Raw genomic sequence first — 16,240 nt, 5'->3', positions numbered from 1 at the left:
TCCGTCCTGACGACGAGTCGTACTCCACACAAGCTTCCCAACCTACGCATCTCGGAGTGTCGCGCGAGCGCGGCCTGTGCCGCTGGGCATCGTGTTTCACGTGAAACGTCGCTCACTGCTGCACGGCATCATCAGTCGTGGCCGCGCCGCGGCCGAACCGCGCGACCGGAAGCCTCTCGGGTCACTCGGAGAGGTAACGGAGTTTTCCACAGAGGTGGAATTCTCCACAGAACACCAGGCCTCACTGGTTCACGACCCCGAAGGCATGGGAGGCTCTGTTCATTGCGAGCCTGAAGTCGAGGAGAGTGAATCCTTGCGGTCCGACGCCAACATCGCGGGACCGATGACCGATCCGGTCCCCGGTCCCCGTACCGAGTCGATGGGGGAGGATGTTTCACGTGAAACACCGCCCCCGATGGACGACACTCCCATCGGTCGTGCTGCCCAACTGGCGGTAGAGGCACTGGGCCGCGCCGGTGAGGGACTGCCTCGGCCAGAGCAGACCCGAGTCATGGTCGTCGCCAACCAGAAGGGTGGCGTCGGAAAGACCACGACGACGGTCAACCTCGCCGCTTCGCTGGCTCTGCACGGCGCCCGTGTCCTCGTGGTCGACCTCGACCCGCAGGGCAATGCGTCCACCGCGCTGGGGATCGACCATCACGCCGAGGTGCCGTCCATCTACGACGTGCTGATCGACAGCAAGCCGCTGTCGGAGGTCGTCCAGCCCGTTCCCGATGTAGAGGGTCTCTTCTGCGCCCCCGCCACGATCGATCTCGCCGGTGCGGAGATCGAGCTGGTGTCGCTGGTGGCACGAGAGAGCCGACTGCAGCGAGCCATCCAGGCGTACGAGCAGCCTCTGGACTACATCCTCATCGACTGCCCGCCTTCGCTCGGTCTGCTGACCGTGAACGCGTTGGTCGCCGGCCAGGAAGTCCTCATCCCGATCCAGTGCGAGTACTACGCGCTGGAGGGCCTCGGCCAGCTGCTCCGCAATGTCGACCTGGTACGGGGGCACCTCAACCCCGTCCTCCATGTGTCGACCATCCTGCTCACCATGTATGACGGCCGGACGCGCCTGGCGTCTCAGGTCGCCGACGAGGTGCGCACCCACTTCGGCGAGGAGGTGCTGCGGACGAGCATTCCCCGCTCCGTCCGTATCTCCGAGGCACCGAGCTATGGGCAGACGGTGCTGACTTACGATCCAGGATCGAGCGGTGCCCTCTCCTACCTTGAGGCGGCACGAGAAATCGCACTGAAGGGCGTGGGTGTCGGGTACGACCCGGCGCACGCCCACATCGGTGCTCAGAACAATCCGAGCATGGTGGAGGGGATCCAGTGAGCGATCGACGGAGGGGGTTGGGCCGTGGTCTCGCCGCACTGATCCCAGCGGCCGCGACGGGCGAGAAGGAGGCTCCGGCAGCCGGTGCACCCGCCGCTACCCCACCAGCGGCATCTGTCTTCACTCCCGAACGTGGGATGACGGCTTCGAAGCTGGCCACGCTTCCACCTGTTTCACGTGAAACAGAGGAGCAGCCGCCGAATGCCGCAGCAGAACTGCCTGCGGCGCCTGTCGGCGCCTACTTCGCCGAGCTGCCTCTCGACTCCATCACTCCGAACCCGCGCCAGCCCCGAGAGGTCTTCGACGAGGACCTTCTCCAGGAACTCGTCACCTCCATCAAGGAGGTCGGCCTTCTCCAGCCCATCGTCGTACGGCAGGTGGGCCCGGCCCGCTACGAGCTGATCATGGGTGAGCGGCGCTGGCGAGCCTGCCATGAGGCCGAGCTCGACGCGATCCCGGCGATCGTACGGGCGACGGACGACGAGAAGCTTCTGCTCGACGCGCTCCTCGAGAACCTGCACCGCGCCCAGCTGAACCCGCTGGAAGAAGCCTTCGCGTACGACCAGTTGCTCAAGGACTTCAACTGCACGCATGACCAACTGGCGGACCGCATCGGTCGCTCGCGCCCGCAGGTCTCCAACACCCTGCGTCTGCTGAAGCTGTCGGCGGCGGTCCAGCGCCGGGTGGCAGCCGGTGTTCTCTCCGCTGGGCACGCACGAGCGTTGCTCTCCGTCGAGGACTCGGAGGAGCAGGACAAGCTGGCTCACCGGATCGTGGCCGAGGGGCTCTCGGTGCGAGCGGTCGAAGAGATCGTCACCCTCATGGGATCGCATCCGAAGAGCAGCGCACGGTCCAAGGGCCCGCGGGCCGGCTCGGTGCCCTCCCCGGCGCTCGGCGAGCTCGCGACCCGACTCTCGGACCGCTTCGAAACGCGAGTGAAGATCGACCTGGGGCAGAAGAAGGGCAAGATCACCGTGGAGTTCGCCTCCACGGAGGACCTGGAGCGGATCCTGAGCACCCTCGCCCCCGGCGAGAAGCTCGCTCTCCAGAGGAGTCTCTTGGACGACGCCTCGGAGGAGCCAGAGGTCTGACCTTCCGATTCGCAGGGCGTCTTTCGGCCCGTCGACCGCTTGAGCGGGCTGTGTCCGATGTATACCGGACACAGCCCGCTCTTTGCTTTGAGGCGGTATCGAGGTAATCGCATCGTGGATACGATGCGTTCGGGTATGGCGCATCGACCTGGCGGATCTTTGTGGAGAGGCGGGCCATGCGAACCGTGAGCCGTTCCGGACTGGTGACCGCAGGCCTGGGACTGGGGGCCGTCGGTGGATTCGTCGGCAGTCTGCTCAGGGAGCGGAGCGCTCTGACAGCCGCTCGCGACGCTGCGAGCGAAGGAAGCGAGGAACGACCTTCATGGGGCGTCGGCTCGTACCGCTCACGCTGGACAACCTTCAGGACCTTCCCAAGCGCTGTCGCTCGTGTGTCTTCTGGGAGTTGGACCCAGTCAGCGGCGAAGCCGCGGTAAAAGCCGGCACTCCCGCCCTGGAGAAGGAAGCGTGGATCTCAGCTGTCCTGCTGGACTGGGGGTCTTGTGGTCGGGTCGTCTACGTGGACGAGGTACCGGTGGGCTTCGTGCTGTATGCGCCTCCGGCTTATGTGCCCCGGTCCACGGCGTTTCCCACGAGTCCGGTCTCCCCGGACGCCGTCCAGCTGATGACCGCTTTCATCATGCAGGGTTACCAGGGCCAAGGGTTGGGCCGTGTGATGGTCCAGACGGTAGCCAAGGATCTCCTGAGACGGGGCTTCAAGGCGATCGAGGCTTTCGGAGACGCCCGCTGGCAGGAACCGGCGTGTCTGCTTCCCGCCGACCATCTGACGGCCGTGGGCTTCAAGACGGTGCGGCCCCACCCCGCTCATCCCCGGCTGCGGCTGGAGCTGCGGACGACGCTCTCCTGGAAGGAGGACGTCGAGCTGGCGCTGGACCGGCTCTTGGGAGCCGTGCAGAAGGAGCCGGCGCTGCGACCGCTCTGAAGCACCGGCACCGCGGCCGCTCTCAACACGAAGGGGCCGACCCTCTCGGGTCGGCCCCTTCGTGTTTCACGTGAAACATCACTCGGCGATGAAGTCTCCGAGGTCCCGCACGATCGCAGCCTTCGGCTTGGCACCGACGATGGTCTTGGCGACCTCGCCACCCTGGTAGACGTTCAGCGTCGGGATGGACATGACGCCGTACTTGGCAGCCGTGGCCGGGTTCTCGTCGATGTTGAGCTTGACGATCTCGATCTTGTCGCCGTACTCCTGGGCGATCGCCTCGAGGGAGGGCGCGATCTGGCGGCACGGGCCGCACCAGGCGGCCCAGAAGTCCACCAGGACGGGCTTGTCGTTCTTGAGGACGTCCTGCTCGAAGGAGTCGTCGGTCACGTTCTTCAGAGTGCCGGCCACTGAGGGCTCCTAACTGGTTGGTGCGGTGGGGCGGACGGGGGTCAGACGGCGGTCTTCTCGGGCTCGGCGGCCTGGTCGCCGTCGGCGAGGGCGGCGAGGAAGCGCTCGGCGTCGAGGGCGGCGGAGCAGCCGGTGCCGGCGGCGGTGATCGCCTGGCGGTACGTGTGGTCGACGACGTCGCCGGCGCCGAAGACACCGGCCAGGTTCGTCCTGGTGGACGGGGAGGCCACCTTCAGATAGCCCTCGTCGTCCAGGTCGAGCTGGCCCTTGAAGAGTTCCGTGCGCGGGTCGTGTCCGATCGCGATGAACAGACCCGTCACCGGCAGCTCGGACGTCTCGCCCGTCTTGAGGTTGCGCAGCTTCAGACCGGCGAGTTTCTGGTCGCCCTGGATCTCGGCGACCTCGCTGTCCCAGACGAACGAGATCTTCGGGTCGGCGAACGCACGCTCCTGCATCGCCTTCGAGGCGCGCAGGGTGTCCCGGCGGTGGACGATGGTCACGGACTTGGCGAACCTCGAAAGGAAGGTGGCCTCCTCCATGGCGGTGTCGCCGCCGCCGATCACAGCGATGTCCTGGTCCTTGAAGAAGAACCCGTCACAGGTGGCGCACCAGGAGACGCCGCGTCCGGAGAGAGCGTCCTCGTTGGGCAGCCCGAGCTTGCGGTGCTGGGAGCCCGTGGTGACGATGACGGCCCTGGCGCGGTGCACCGTGCCCGCAGTGTCCGTGACGGTCTTGATCTCTCCGCTCAGGTCGACATCGACGATGTCGTCCGGGACGAGCTCGGCACCGAAGCGCTCGGCCTGGGCACGCATGTTGTCCATGAGGTCGGGGCCCATGATGCCGTCCCGGAAGCCGGGGAAGTTTTCCACGTCGGTGGTGTTCATCAGCGCGCCGCCTGCGGTGACGGCGCCCTCGAACACCAGCGGCTTCAGCGACGCGCGCGCGGTGTAGAGCGCCGCCGTGTAGCCGGCGGGCCCGGAGCCGATGATGATCACGTTACGGACGTCGCTCACGGCTTGATTCCTCGTCTCTGGAGACTGCTGCGTACTGCCGGTGGGAGCTGCTCTCGAAACTCTCACCCCACCCAACGGATCCTAAGGGGCGCGCATTCCCGGTGTGTCCGGGCACACGGAAGCGCGACCCCGCTACGGGATTGCCGAAGGCGGCACAGCGCGGGAGACAGTCCTCAGGGACGGGCGTAAGTGTGTTGCAGGAGAACGTTGCCGACAGGCTCCGAAGCTTCCTTCAAGCATGATGCGTCGACCACGTAGGCGGTGACGCGTGAGTCGTCGGAGCGGTCGGGCAGCAGCACGAGGTACGCGTCAGCTCCCCGGTAGGTACCCGGCTCGGAAGCGATCGCACCGGTGGTGTCTCCGATGCCCTTCGCGATGCAGTCGGGCACGTCGGCGGTGAGGAACGTCTTCGTGCCCTTGTCCGGGGACGCCGCAGTCCCGAAGGGGTCCTGCTTGGGTGGGCTTCCGCTCTCGGTCTTGCCCAAGAGGTCTTCGACTCGCTTCTCCAGCTTGACGCCGGAGAAGGTGTCGGAAGCAGAGGCCGGGGGGCTGTCGTCCTCACCGATCGACTGGACGAGAACGGCACCGAAGCCCAGGGCCGCGATCGCGAAGACGGCACCGATAGCCGTCCTACGACGGTTGCGCCGCTTCTGCCCCGTCCGGCCAGGGCCGGTGGACGCGCGTGGATGACCGGCAGGACGATCCACGGCAGGCGATGTTTCACGTGAAACATGCGCGCCGTTCTCGCTCGCAGTGGTCCGTGAGACATCGGCGAGCTTTTCGGTCGTCCCGTTCTCGGGCCCCGTGGCGTTCAGCAGGGCCTCGGCGGCCAGAGCAGCGTCGATCCTGCCCGCGACGTCGTCGGGCATGCGGGGAGGGCCGGGCAAGGTGCCGAGGAGACCGCGGATCTCCTCCAGCGACGCGTAGACGTCGGAGCAGAGGGGACACTCGTCCAGGTGCTGACGTACATCCGCAGTGCGGGCAGGAGGAAGGAGCCCCTCGCTGAGGTCGGAGATCTCCGTGACCTCCGGGTGCCCGGCCGTATCGGTCGTGGATGTCACGCTCGCCCACCTCCGCCCTTCACAGCAGCTGAATCGCTTGGTCCTGCATCATGTGCTCCCGCTGCGGGTGGGACGGATGTCCCCTGCGCCCGGTTCCTTCCACGCCCCGACTTTCTGCCGCCCTCCCCGTCGCCATCCGCTCGGAGATGGGTCAGGAGCGGCAGAAGTCTGGCTCTGCCACGGGCGCAGCGGCTCTTCACCGTGCCGGTCGGCACATCGAGGATGCGAGCGGCCTCCGCCACTGGGTAGCCCTGCATGTCCACCAGGACGAGAGCCGCCCGCTGATCTTTCGGCAGAGTGCCCAGAGCTTCCAGCAGCTGGCGATGCAGATCATTGCGTTCGGCCGGAGCGGACGCCGATTCGTACGGCTCCAGGAGCTGCTCCAGGCGCTCGGTGTCGTCGACCGGCGAGGTCTTGCGGGACGCGGCCTTGCGGGCGCGGTCCAGGCAGGCGTTCACCGTGATGCGGTGCAACCAGGTCGTGACGGCCGACTGGCCACGAAAGGTGTGGGCGGCCCGGTAGGCGGACACCAGGGCGTCCTGGACGGCGTCGGCAGCCTCCTCGCGGTCTCCCAGGGTCCGCAGCGCCACCGCCCAGAGCCGGTCCCGATGCCGTCGTACGAGTTCGCTGAAGGCGTCGGAGTCACCCTCCACGTGCCGGGCCAGGAGATCCTGATCGCTCGTCCCGCTGTGATCAGCGCTGTGCGCCATCGGACCCCCTCCCGTCGGTGAACTCTCAGCCCATGAACTTCACGTCGGTGATCGCCTGCTTGTAGCCAGGGTCGCTGTACTGATCGCCGTTCGCCTTGGGTACATCCGTGAGCCAGACGAGAACGTACCGGGTCTTCACCGACTTCTTGGCGGAGATCTTGAGTTCCGTGCCGGTCGTCTGGTTGGTGGCGATCTTCGTCATGGAGCTGAGCGGAGCGGACGACGACGGGGAGTCGGCCGCGTAGAGCGTGGCCGTTGTGTGGTCGCCGGAGTAGTACAGCCCTATCGAGGCTGCCGAGACCTCTTGGGCCGAGCCGAGGTCGTACACGATGCCGACGCCCTGCTTGTACGGAGCCAGCGTGGGCCCGTCCCTGAAGGAGTAGGTCCGCCAATACGTCGACCCGCTGCTGTCGTACGTCAGGCCCACATCGCCCGGGTGCTGGGCTTTCCCGTCCGGGTAGTACTCCGCGGCGCCCTTGATGCTGAGCGTCGTGACGGGCTTGGCCTTGTCGGTGCCCTTGTCGTTGCCGTCGGTCGTCTGGCTTGTGTCCGGCTCGCTGGACTGGCCACCCTGGCCCATCAGCGCGTCGGCCAATTGCCAGCTGCCGAGGCCGAGGGCGGCGATCAGCAGGGCCGAGACGGCCCATTTGAGGGCCTTGCCGGTCCGGCTCTGCAGCGGGGGAGGCGGAGTCTGCAGGGGCTGTGTGATACCGGCGTGGGGGGACGGGCGGCCGTACGTGCCCTGCTGATACGTCGTGTGCTGGTACTCGGGTGGCGCGGTGAACGCGGGCTCCGGCGGACGGATGCGGGGCATCTCCCCGATCGCCTTCACCAGTTCCTCCGGCGTCGTGCACGGAGACTCGTGTCGGGACGCGGTGGCACCGTCGTTGACCAGCGCCCGCATGGACAGTTCCGACAGCCCTCGGTGGACGCCCGCACGGACCTGGTCGGGCGCGATGAGACCGACGCCCTTGGGGAGTCCGGAGAGGCCGTGCGCGTCGTTCTCGTACGGCCAGCGCTGGGTGAGCGCCGAATACAGCAGTGCCCCGATCGCCTCGGTGTCCGTGCGCTGCGGGGTGTCCGAGCTGATGCCGCGCAGCGCGGCGTTCACCGCGAGGCCGCGAATGCGCCACTGGCCGGCGGCGGAGCGCAGCACCGCACTGGGGTTGAGCCGCAGATGCGACAGGCCCTCACGGTGCGCGGCGGCCATGGCATGGGAGATCTGCGTGACCATCTGGTACGCGTCATGCGGTTCCAGCGGACCGGAAGCCAGCAGAGCCGTCAGTTCCGTGGCGTCGGGCAGCCATTCGTGCACCACGTACACGAGGTCGTTCTCCTCGACCGCGTCCAGCACCTGGACGAAACGGGGATCACCCAGCAACGCCGAGGAGCGGGCCGCCGCCAGCACGGAACGAGCGCGCGCGTGGTCGGCGGGCAGCACATGCACCCCGACCGCGCGACGCAGTTTCTCGTCCACGGCACGCCAACTGCTGAAACCGTCCAGACGGGTGACGCACTCTTCGAGGCGGTAGCGCCTGGCGAGCTTGTGGCCGCTGTGCAGTTCGGGCGGTGTCGTCTTCGAAGGGCCCTCGGTACCGCCGCTCCCCTGTGCCTCTTCGCTCGCCGAGCTTTCCGTGTCCCGCTCCCGGTTCTGGGCCTCCCCGTCGGCCGTGGACTGGTCCGCTTGTGCGGTCAGCGGCTTGTCGCCGCTGTTGTCTGCCACGTCGACGGCAGCCGTGCTCCGTTCCGCCACCGTCGTCCCTGCCTCCCCATCCGTTGAGCGTTCCAAGACGCCAAAGCCAATTGTGCCCACAGTCCGCCGCTATGAGCGACACGCGTCGGCGGACGATGGTTGTGCGCGTACCCCAGCCTCAGCGCCCCAGCCGTCCGCGGACCATACCGACCATCGAGTTGAGCTCTTCGATGCGCATGCGTCGCGCGGCGACGTAGAAGACACCGAGCAGAACGATTCCTCCCCCGACGAGTGCGAGCATCGAGCCGCCGACGCCCTGGCCCAGGGACCGGCTGATGCCGTAGCAGGCCGCGCCACTGAGCAGCGCCGCGGGCAGCGAGGCGATGGACAGTCGCGCGTACGTGCGCATGACCCGGGAGCCGTCAAGGTCCCCGCCCAGCCGCTTCTTGAGGCGACGCCAGGCCACGCCGACGCCGATCATGTAGGCCAGACCGTATGAGGCCGCCATGCCGACCACGGCCCAGCGGGCCGGGATCACGAAGAAGCAGACCGCCGAGGCGCTCGCGTTGACGGCCGCCACGATGACCGTGTTGTAGAAGGGCGTCCGCGTGTCCTCGTACGCGTAGAAGGCGCGGAGGACGACGTACTGCACGGAGTACGGGATCAGGCCGAGCCCGAAGGCCATCAGCATGAAGCCCATGTTCGTCGCCGCGCTGGTGCCGGACGAACCGAAGATCAGCGTGCACATCGGGATGCCCAGCGAGACGAAGCCGAAGGCGATCGGCACGATGGCGACCGCCGTGGTGCGCAGGCCCTGTGAGATGTCGTCACGCACGGCTCCGGCGTCGTCCTCGGCTGCCGAGCGTGAGATGCGAGGCAGCAGGGCGGCCATGAGCGAGACGGTGATGATGGCCTGCGGCAGGCCCCAGATGAGCTGGGCGTTGGCGTACGAGGCGAAACCGGTGCCCTTGGCAGCCGAGTCGATGGCCGCTGAGGTCGCCAACTGAGTGACCACGAGCGCGCCCGCCTGGTTGGCGAGGACGAACAGGATCGTCCACTTGGCGAGCATCGCGGCCTTGCCGAGGCCGTGGCCCTTCCAGTCGAAGCGAAGCCGCAGCCGGAACCCGGTCTCCCGCAGGTACGGGATCATCGCGAGAGCCTGGACCACGAGGCCGAGGAGAATACCGACGCCGAGGAGCCGCACACCCTCCGGCGGGATGTTGTTCACGTCCATGTGGGAGTCGGCGGCGCTGCCGTAGACCCAGAGGAACGCGCCGAGGGTGACGATGATGACGACGTTGTTGAGGACCGGGGTCCACATCATCGCGCCGAACCGGCCGCGGGCGTTGAGGATCTGCCCCATCACCACATGGATGCCCATGAAGAAGATGGTGGGCAGGAAGTAACGGGTGAAGGTGACCGCGGTCTCGTTGGCCGCGGCGTTGTCCGCTACGCCCACCGACAGCGCCCGGACCAGAAGGGGAGCGGCGAACATCGCCAGTGCGGTAAGGAGACCGAGGACGACCATGACCAGGGTCAGCAGACGGTTGGCGTAGGCCTCTCCGCCATCGTCGTCGTCCTTCATGGCCCGCACGAGCTGCGGCACGAAGACCGAGTTGAGGCCGCCGCCGACGGTCAGGATGTAGATCATCGTCGGGAGTTGGTAGGCCACCTGGAACGCGTCGCCCAGCAGCGCGAGGCCGAGCGCCGAAACGATCATCGCCGAGCGGATGAAGCCCGTGAGCCGCGAGACCATGGTGCCGGCCGCCATGACGGCGCTCGACTTCAGCAGGCCCGAGGCCCGCCCGCCCTTCTTCGCGGCCGGCGCGGGCGTGGGAACGGGGGCGGGCTCCTCGCGGACCGCATGGTCGGGGCCCGGGCCCGGGGGTGGGGTCGGACCGGGAACGGACGGGTGCCCCACAGGGGAGCCGCCCTGCTGCTGGTCGCGGAAGAGATGGGCGAAGGCGTCCGGCTCGTGGCGCTCCTCACCGGCCTGTGTCACCAGGTCGTCCACGCCGACGAACTGGGTGGTACGGGCGTCGTCGCCGTACGGCAGATGCCGGGTCGGCCCCTCGGGCTCGGGCGCCGGAGTCTGGGCCCATACACGAGGGTCGGGCGCGTACTGCGGCGCCGACGGCTGCGCGTAGAGCGGCTGCTGCGGCTGATAGGTGCCCGGAGCCGGTGGCGGGTGGGCGGCTCGGTCGTAGAGTGCCTCGGCCACCGGGTCCTGGGCGGCGAGATCCCGGGCCCGGAAGGGGTCCTGGTCGTAGGCGTCCTGGAGGTACATGTCCGCGGGAGGCTGCGGCGGCACCTGGCCCGGCCCGGGCAGCGGGCCGTCGGGATACCCCGAGTCGGCCGCGCCCTGGCCGCGGTCACCGTCGTACGGCGCGTTCATGGTTACCCCACCTCATCGTCCCCGGGCCAACCGGCCACGACAATCGCTCAACGGTCCACTCTCTCACCCGTGCCGGAGGGGTCGGTGCTTTCCGGAGTGGTGTCCGGTGCCGGGTCACTCTGGTGCTCCGGCTCGTCCGTCCCGGATTTCACCGGGGGCTCCTCCTCGGCAGTGTGTACGACTGAGGCCGCCTCGGTGTTCGCGTCGTCGTGCTTCTGAGCCTTCTCCGACGCCTCGTCGTCCGTCGCGGTTCCCTCAGCCTCCAGCCGGCCGGCGGCCCGCTTGCGCTGGGTGTACATCCGGAAACCGGCGAGGACGAGGAGCAGGACGCCACCGGCGATGACCAGCATCACCGTGGGGGTGATCTCGGTGACGTTCACCGTGAACGTGACCTCGTCACCATACTTCTCGCCGTCCATGGTGTAGAGCTGGGCGACGACGGTGACCGGCCCGTTGGCCTCGGCGTTGGTGGTGAACTTCACCGACTCGCTGTGCCCCCCGGAGATGTCGACGGACTGCTCGGCGGAGGCCTTGTCGCCGATCTTCAGGCGCTTCGGCGCATTGGACGTGAGGCGCAGCGTCAGATTGTCGACGCCCTGCACGAGGTTGTTCTGCACGGTCACGGGGATCGTCGCGCTGCGGCCCGAGAGCTTCGTCTCGGACTTCTCGATCAACCGCACCTGCTCGGTGAGTGAGTTGAGGTGCGTCTGGACGCTGTTGCGGTAGACCGCCGCGTCCATCGAACGGCCCCGCCAGGAGGTGGACATCTCCCGGTCCATGGTCCTGCCGAACGGTGTGACCACGCGGGACTGGTCGGAGAGGATCACTTTGAAGCGGTCGAGGTCGGTCTGGGTGGTCTGGATCTCCTCGAAAGCGGACTTCGACAGCGCCTGCTTTCGCAGCGACGGGGGGTAGGCCGAAGCCGACGGGATCCTGGTGCTGGCGCTCGGATCGGGCTTCGCGGCGGCGGCAGCCGAGAGTTCCTGAGGCTGTGACCAGTTTCCGCCCTGGAGCGCCGTGAGAGCCTGCGCCATCGTCTGTGCCTGGCTCGCCGACGGCATGCGCTGCGGAGCGATCACGAGGCTGCGCTGCTTGCTGTTCTGGAGGTCCGTGGTCAGGCTCTGGGCGAGGAACCGCTGCACCGCCAGAGTGGAGCTCTCGGCCTTCGTCATGTCGCCCTGGAAGGCCGTCGACAGCCGTGCGTCCGCCACCACGGCCGTGGTGCCGCCGCCGATGGGCCGGGCCGCGTTGGGCGTGTAGGACAGGCTGCTGCTCTCCTGCAGGCTGTCGCTGCGGGCGATCACCTTGTCGGCGCCCGCCGAGATGGCGACCTTGACGATCGACGGGTCGACGGCACCGTTCACGGGCCAGGCGAAGTCCGTCTCCGGCTTCACCCGGAGGATGTTCTGGACCGTGTCGGAAGCCACGTCGGTGGCGTCCTTCAACCGGCTGAGGGAGCCGGTGATCGTCTTGCCGTTGTGGGCCAGCGCCGCGAGGTCGGGGTCCGCGAAGGGAAGGGCGATCACCTCCTCGCCCTGTACGGCTGTCTCCAGCTCCGCCAGCCACTCCTTGGCGACGGCCTGATTCTTGCCGGCGACAGGGGTGCCCCCGCTACGGACCTGGTAGCCGCCCGTCATCGCGACGACCGATGCCAGCAGGTCCGGATCGATCACCCAGGTGACGTCCAGGTCCTTGCCCAGTGTCAGCATCTGCTCCAGGCGTCCGCCCGCGGAGATCTCCTTGGCGAGGTCGTCGTTGAGGAACACGGGCGTCTGCTGCTCGCCGGGCCCGGTTTCGGCCGTCAGATGGCTGTCGGAGATCAGCGGCCAGAGGTAGGTCGTCTTCGTCTTGGCGCCCGCCTCGTCGGGTTGCCACGGCAGGAACGTGCGCTGGATGCCGAGAACCTGGTCGTACGGTGCGGCGGCGGTCCTGCCCGAGAGCGAGACCCCCAGCTGATAGACACCGTCCGAGCTGAGGTCCAGTTCCTTGACGGGCACCGAGATGGTGAAGGGCTGAGCCACGCCGGAGGCGAGTGTGTCGAACTTCTCCACGTACTTGCCGCCGACCTCCGGCCCGTCGGAGTACTGGTCGAAGCCGGTGCGTTTGGCCGCTTCGTCGATGGACGAGCGACCCCTCACGGCAGCCGGGGCCACCCGCAGGCCCACATGGGCGCCCGTGACGGTCTGCTTGCCCTTGTTCGTGACCGTGCCCGAGACGGTGACGGTGTCGCCTTCGGTGGGCACGCTGGGGCTGAACGAGTCGAGGGAGACCTCGACGGTCCTCGATCCCGTGGCCTCGGCGAGGGATGCCTTCGGAGACGCCTGCGCGGATGGTGCCGCCGGTACCTGGAACAGGCCGGCCAGCAGGGGTGCCCCAGCGAAGAGGGCCCCGGCGCGCAGCAGCCATCGGCGGGCAGGTGAGGGACTCATCCCCTGGAAGTCTGCCGCCTCGGCCACGCGCTCGCCCGTCCCTCGTCGTCGTCAGTGGTCGTCGGAATGTGCGTCCACGCATGGTAACGATGTGCGCTGAGGGGAAGTGCCGCGGTCCGCTCCACAAGATCGGGGGACGAGGCCGGGCTGTCCCCGTATGTGCACGTATCAAAGGAGTGGGTGAGGGGGCCACCTGCGCGAAGTCCTTGTGCACGTTCAATGGAGGCGACCGCGGCCACCGGCGCCCCGTACCCTTTTCAGTTGTGCCGAACGCCAACGAAGACATCAGTGCCCTGAGTCAGGTGCAGCGCCGCGCGGTGAGTGAACTGCTGCGGGTGTCCCCTGTCGCCGACGACCTCGCCCTCCGTTTCCAGGAGGCGGGGTTCTCGCTCGCCCTGGTCGGTGGCTCGGTCAGGGACGCGCTGCTCGGTCGGCTCGGCAACGACCTGGACTTCACGACGGATGCTCGCCCCGAGGACGTGCTGAGGATCGTGCGGCCCTGGGCGGACGCCGTCTGGGAGGTCGGGATCGCGTTCGGCACGGTGGGTGCTCAGAAGGACGGCTACCAGATCGAGGTCACGACCTACCGCTCCGAGGCGTACGACCGGACCTCGCGCAAGCCCGAGGTCTCGTACGGCGACTCGATCGAGGACGATCTCGTACGCCGTGACTTCACCGTGAACGCGATGGCTGTGGCTCTGCCCGAGAAGGAGTTCATCGACCCGCACGGCGGGCTGGAGGACCTTTCGGCGCGCGTTCTGCGTACCCCCGGTACACCTGAGGCGTCGTTCTCCGACGACCCGCTGCGCATGATGAGGGCCGCGCGTTTCGCCGCCCAGCTGGGCTTCGAGGTGGCTCCCGAGGTCGTCTCGGCGATGAGTGACATGGCCGGTCGCCTTGAGATCGTCTCGGCGGAGAGGGTGCGGGACGAGCTGAACAAGCTGATCCTGTCCGCTCACCCCCGTGAGGGCCTGACCCTGCTGGTCGACACCGGTCTCGCCGAGCACGTCCTGCCGGAGCTGCCGGCGCTGCGACTGGAGCGTGACGAGCATCATCGGCACAAGGATGTCTACGACCACACACTGATCGTCCTGGAGCAGGCGATCGCACTCGAGGAGAGCGGACCGGATCTCACGCTGCGGCTCGCCGCACTGCTGCACGACATCGGTAAACCCCGCACGCGTCGCTTCGAGAAGGACGGCCGGGTCTCCTTCCACCACCACGAGGTGGTGGGCGCCAAGATGACCAAGAAGCGCATGACGGCCCTCAAGTACTCCAACGACCAGATCAAGGACGTCTCACGGTTGGTGGAACTCCACCTGCGCTTCCACGGATACGGCACCGGTGAGTGGACGGACTCCGCTGTCCGCCGCTACGTGCGCGACGCGGGTCCGTTGCTCGACCGCCTCCACAAACTGACCCGCTCCGACTGCACCACACGGAACAAGCGCAAGGCGAACGCTCTCTCCCGGGCCTACGACGGTCTGGAAGAGCGCATCGCACAGCTCCAGGAGCAGGAGGAACTCGACGCCATCCGCCCGGATCTCGACGGTAACCAGATCATGGAGATCCTGGGCGTCGGGCCCGGCCCGGTCATCGGTCAGGCATACAAGTTCCTGCTGGAGCTGCGTCTGGAGAACGGACCGATGGAGCACGACGAGGCGGTGACAGCACTCAAGGAGTGGTGGGCACAGGCGTCGCAGGTTTCCTGATGGCAGGCGGTCCATCGTCTTCGCCAGACGCCAGCGCGGTGCGATGTTTCACGTGAAACAGGGAGCGATGTTTCACGTGAAACATCGTCGTTCCCGCATCAGCGCTTGCTCGCCGCACCGAAGCGGGCCATGACCGCAGCGATCACTCCGTAGATCACCGCCACGGTGACCACCAGAACGGCCGAGCGGCCGTCCGGCGGGAGCATCAGGGCGGCCACGGCAGCGGCGCCGACGAAGGCGATGTTGAACAGGACGTCGTAGAGGGAGAAGATCCGGCCCCGGTATCCGTCGTCGACGGAGGACTGGACGATCGTGTCCGTCGAGATCTTCGCTCCCTGCGTGGCCAGACCCAGGACGAAGGCCGCGATCAGTATGGGCACTTCCGTGAAGGGCAGGCCGAGCGCCGGTTCCAGTACGGCAGCGGCCGCGGCGCAGGTGACGATCCAGAGGCCGGGGCCCAACCGCCCTGCGGCCCAGGGCGTGATCACCGCGGCCGTGAAGAATCCCGCTCCCGAGATGCCCACGGCGAGGCCAAGGAGGGCCAGTCCTTCATCGGATTCGGACGCCCCGGAGCTGTCGGACGACCAGGCATAGCGGCAGAGCATGAGCACCATGACGGTCAGGGCGCCATAGCAGAAGCGCATCAGCGTCATCGAGGCCAGCGCCCAGGCAGCGGCCCGTCGTCCCGGCTCGGCGAGATGTCGTACGCCTGCTGCCAGACCCCGTGCGGTGCCGGCGAGGGCCGCGCCCAATCGCGGCTGTACCAGCTCGGGATCAGGGCCGAGCAGTTCCCGGCCGATGCGCAGGGAGGCCAGAGCCGAACACAGGTAGAGGCCGGCGCCCAGGAGAACAACTGCGGCGTCGGAATCCGATGCCACCAGGCGTACGACGAAGGCGAGTCCGCCGCCGGCCGTCGCGGCCAGCGTTCCGGCCGTCGGTGAGAGCGAGTTGGCGATCACCAGGCGGTCGGCGTCCACCACACGGGGCAGTGCGGCGGACAGGCCCGCCAGGACGAAGCGATTGACCGCCGTGACGCACAGCGCGGAAGCGTAGAAGAGCCAGTCGGGCACATGGCTCAGGATCAGCACGGCTGTCACCGAGGCCAGCAGGGCGCGGAGGATGTTTCCGTACAGCAGCACCTGGCGGCGTCGCCAGCGATCGAGGAGGACCCCGGCGAAGGGGCCGACGAGGGAGTACGGAAGAAGGAGGACCGCCATCGCGGAGGCGATCGCGGCTGCCGATGTCTGCTTCTCGGGAGAGAAGACGACGTACGTGGCCAGCGCGACCTGATAGACGCCGTCGGCTCCCTGGGACAGCAGCCGTACGGCCAGCAGTCGCCGGAAGTCCCGGAAATGGAGCAGGACGCGCAGGTCGCGCACGACGGACATGGGGCACAGCCTCACATACGGGGAGGACCCCCGGGCACCTGGCCCGGGGGTCCTCAAC

12 protein-coding genes are annotated in these 16,240 nt (G+C 67.8%); 4 read left to right on the top strand and 8 right to left on the bottom strand.

Annotated features, from left to right (window positions below; all coding sequences use genetic code 11):
* Positions 1 to 265 precede the first annotated feature (265 nt).
* From PUR53_RS29525 to PUR53_RS29515, 3 genes are all read left to right on the top strand, one after another.
* Positions 266 to 1,339 carry a ParA family protein gene (locus tag PUR53_RS29525; RefSeq protein ID WP_329910286.1) on the top strand — a complete coding sequence of 358 codons (1,074 nt, stop codon included), beginning with the start codon at positions 266 to 268 and terminating at the stop codon, positions 1,337 to 1,339.
* The gene (locus PUR53_RS29520; protein WP_329901819.1) at positions 1,336 to 2,430 is read left to right on the top strand and encodes a ParB/RepB/Spo0J family partition protein; all 1,095 of its coding nucleotides are present in this window, start codon (positions 1,336 to 1,338) and stop codon (positions 2,428 to 2,430) included. Before PUR53_RS29525 ends, PUR53_RS29520 begins: the two co-directional genes overlap by 4 nt.
* Positions 2,431 to 2,752: 322 nt before the next feature.
* Positions 2,753 to 3,370: a GNAT family N-acetyltransferase gene (locus tag PUR53_RS29515; protein ID WP_329901820.1), complete on the top strand. Its 618-nt coding sequence runs from the start codon at positions 2,753 to 2,755 to the stop codon at positions 3,368 to 3,370.
* Positions 3,371 to 3,448: 78 nt separating this feature from the next.
* On the opposite strand, the gene trxA is transcribed toward PUR53_RS29515, so the two are convergent.
* The 7 genes from trxA to PUR53_RS29480 all read right to left on the bottom strand — a co-directional run bounded on the left by trxA (position 3,449) and on the right by PUR53_RS29480 (position 13,109).
* Positions 3,449 to 3,781, bottom strand: coding sequence for a thioredoxin (trxA, locus tag PUR53_RS29510; RefSeq protein WP_086754133.1), 333 nt, complete (start codon positions 3,779 to 3,781; stop codon positions 3,449 to 3,451).
* A gap of 41 nt (positions 3,782 to 3,822) precedes the next feature.
* On the bottom strand, positions 3,823 to 4,794 hold the full coding sequence (gene trxB, locus PUR53_RS29505; protein WP_329901821.1) for a thioredoxin-disulfide reductase: 972 nt from the start codon (positions 4,792 to 4,794) through the stop codon (positions 3,823 to 3,825).
* 173 nt (positions 4,795 to 4,967) lie between these two features.
* Complete coding sequence (locus tag PUR53_RS29500; RefSeq protein WP_329901822.1) at positions 4,968 to 5,855, bottom strand: anti-sigma factor family protein; 888 nt, start codon at positions 5,853 to 5,855, stop codon at positions 4,968 to 4,970.
* On the bottom strand, positions 5,852 to 6,565 hold the full coding sequence (gene sigM, locus PUR53_RS29495) for an RNA polymerase sigma factor SigM (protein WP_329901823.1): 714 nt from the start codon (positions 6,563 to 6,565) through the stop codon (positions 5,852 to 5,854). The genes PUR53_RS29500 and sigM overlap by 4 nt, the downstream gene beginning before the upstream one ends.
* 25 nt (positions 6,566 to 6,590) lie before the next feature.
* The gene (locus tag PUR53_RS29490; protein WP_329901824.1) at positions 6,591 to 8,318 is read right to left on the bottom strand and encodes a protein kinase family protein; all 1,728 of its coding nucleotides are present in this window, start codon (positions 8,316 to 8,318) and stop codon (positions 6,591 to 6,593) included.
* 118 nt (positions 8,319 to 8,436) lie between these two features.
* Positions 8,437 to 10,653, bottom strand: a complete 2,217-nt coding sequence (gene murJ, locus PUR53_RS29485; RefSeq protein WP_329901825.1) for a murein biosynthesis integral membrane protein MurJ — start codon at positions 10,651 to 10,653, stop codon at positions 8,437 to 8,439.
* A gap of 47 nt (positions 10,654 to 10,700) precedes the next feature.
* A complete protein-coding gene (locus tag PUR53_RS29480) occupies positions 10,701 to 13,109 on the bottom strand; it encodes a DUF6049 family protein (protein ID WP_329910201.1) in 2,409 nt (802 codons plus the stop codon).
* Between the two features lie 236 nt (positions 13,110 to 13,345).
* Between PUR53_RS29480 and PUR53_RS29475 the strand changes: the two genes are divergently transcribed.
* Positions 13,346 to 14,794 (top strand): CCA tRNA nucleotidyltransferase, encoded by a 1,449-nt coding sequence (locus tag PUR53_RS29475; RefSeq protein ID WP_329910200.1) that lies wholly within the window; start codon positions 13,346 to 13,348, stop codon positions 14,792 to 14,794.
* A 98-nt stretch (positions 14,795 to 14,892) separates the two neighbouring features.
* Here the strand turns inward: PUR53_RS29475 and PUR53_RS29470 are convergent, their stop codons facing one another.
* Positions 14,893 to 16,182: an MFS transporter gene (locus tag PUR53_RS29470; RefSeq protein ID WP_329910199.1), complete on the bottom strand. Its 1,290-nt coding sequence runs from the start codon at positions 16,180 to 16,182 to the stop codon at positions 14,893 to 14,895.
* Positions 16,183 to 16,240: the final 58 nt, after the last annotated feature.

Origin of the sequence: Streptomyces sp. SP18BB07, from assembly GCF_036322545.1 — a bacterium.
In the GTDB taxonomy this organism is placed as follows: Bacteria; Actinomycetota; Actinomycetes; order Streptomycetales; family Streptomycetaceae; genus Streptomyces; species Streptomyces deccanensis.
The sequence above is the reverse complement of the archived record's forward strand: the minus strand, read 5'-3'. Positions and strand labels throughout refer to the sequence as shown.